Below are 1,031 nucleotides of genomic sequence, written 5' to 3'. Positions count from 1 at the left end.
TTATAAATTTCGTTTTAACGGCAGGATATATCGCGTCGCCTTATTAGTAAGTCTTTACGTGTTATCCCAAAAAAGAAAAAAGCCAGCAGCAATCAGCAACTGGCTTAAATTCGTGTTCATGAAAGCTAGAATAACTTACTAGACCAACCGAGTTTGTTCCTTAATACGTGATAGTAGCTGTAGTCTTTCGGATGGATGAGTTTGAGTACATTTGGGCTTTGATAAATGTGGATCTCATCGCCGGGAGAAACTGGCAGCAACACTTGTCCATCACAACTTACTCCTTGTGTACCGCGATTTTCTGGTGACACAATCAGTTTGATTCTGCGTTTGCCATCAACCACCAACGGTCGGCTAGATAAGGTATGAGGGAACATAGGCACCAGTGAAATGGCATTCAGGCTTGGTGACAGAATAGGGCCACCACCAGAAAGTGAGTATGCTGTCGAGCCTGTTGGTGTGGAGACAATCAACCCATCGGCGCGTAAAGAGAAGGCAAAGCTTTCATCAATGTACACCTCAAACTCAATCATATGTGCGATTTGCCCAGGATGGAGCACGGCTTCGTTTAAAGCGGCGTTATGACTTTTTATTTGACCATGACGATGCACTTCTGCCTCAAGTAAGAAACGCTCTTCTTCAATGTACTCTCCTGCAAGTACGGCTTTGAGTGCCGCTTGGAAATCGTCTGGGTTTAAATCAGTTAAAAAGCCTAGATTGCCACGGTTTACGCCAATCACAGGCACGTCAAAACGCGATAAAATTCTCGCTGCGCCCAGCATGTTGCCATCACCACCGACAACTATCGCAAGATCTGCGTTTTTGCCCAACTCAACTAAGCTGGCGAAGTGGTTTTGCGGGATCTCGTCCAAAATCGCTGCAAGGCGATCGTCAATAAACACTTTGTAACCTTCTGAGGTCAGCCATTCGTAAAGCTCTTTATGAGTCTGAATCGCTTGTTGATCTCTTGGTTTTCCGATAATCGCGATCACGTTACATGGATTTTTCATAGCATTTCCGCATTAAAGAGG

The 1,031-nt window shown here is 44.8% G+C and carries 1 protein-coding gene; it reads right to left on the bottom strand.

The window, feature by feature from the left end; all coding sequences use genetic code 11:
- Positions 1 to 125: 125 nt before the first annotated feature.
- Positions 126 to 1,010 (bottom strand): NAD(+) kinase, encoded by an 885-nt coding sequence (gene nadK, locus R7E00_RS25185; RefSeq protein WP_318124934.1) that lies wholly within the window; start codon positions 1,008 to 1,010, stop codon positions 126 to 128.
- Between the last annotated feature and the right edge of the window lie 21 nt (positions 1,011 to 1,031).

The organism is Vibrio sp. Vb1755 (assembly GCF_033338635.1).
Classification (GTDB): Bacteria; Pseudomonadota; Gammaproteobacteria; order Enterobacterales; family Vibrionaceae; genus Vibrio; species Vibrio alginolyticus.
The sequence above is the reverse complement of the archived record's forward strand: the minus strand, read 5'-3'. Positions and strand labels throughout refer to the sequence as shown.

Excerpts from the sequence above, each read along its gene's own strand:
- nadK (WP_318124934.1), bottom strand. The coding sequence starts at position 1,010 with ATGAAAAATCCATGTAACGTGATCGCGATTATCGGAAAACCAAGAGAT.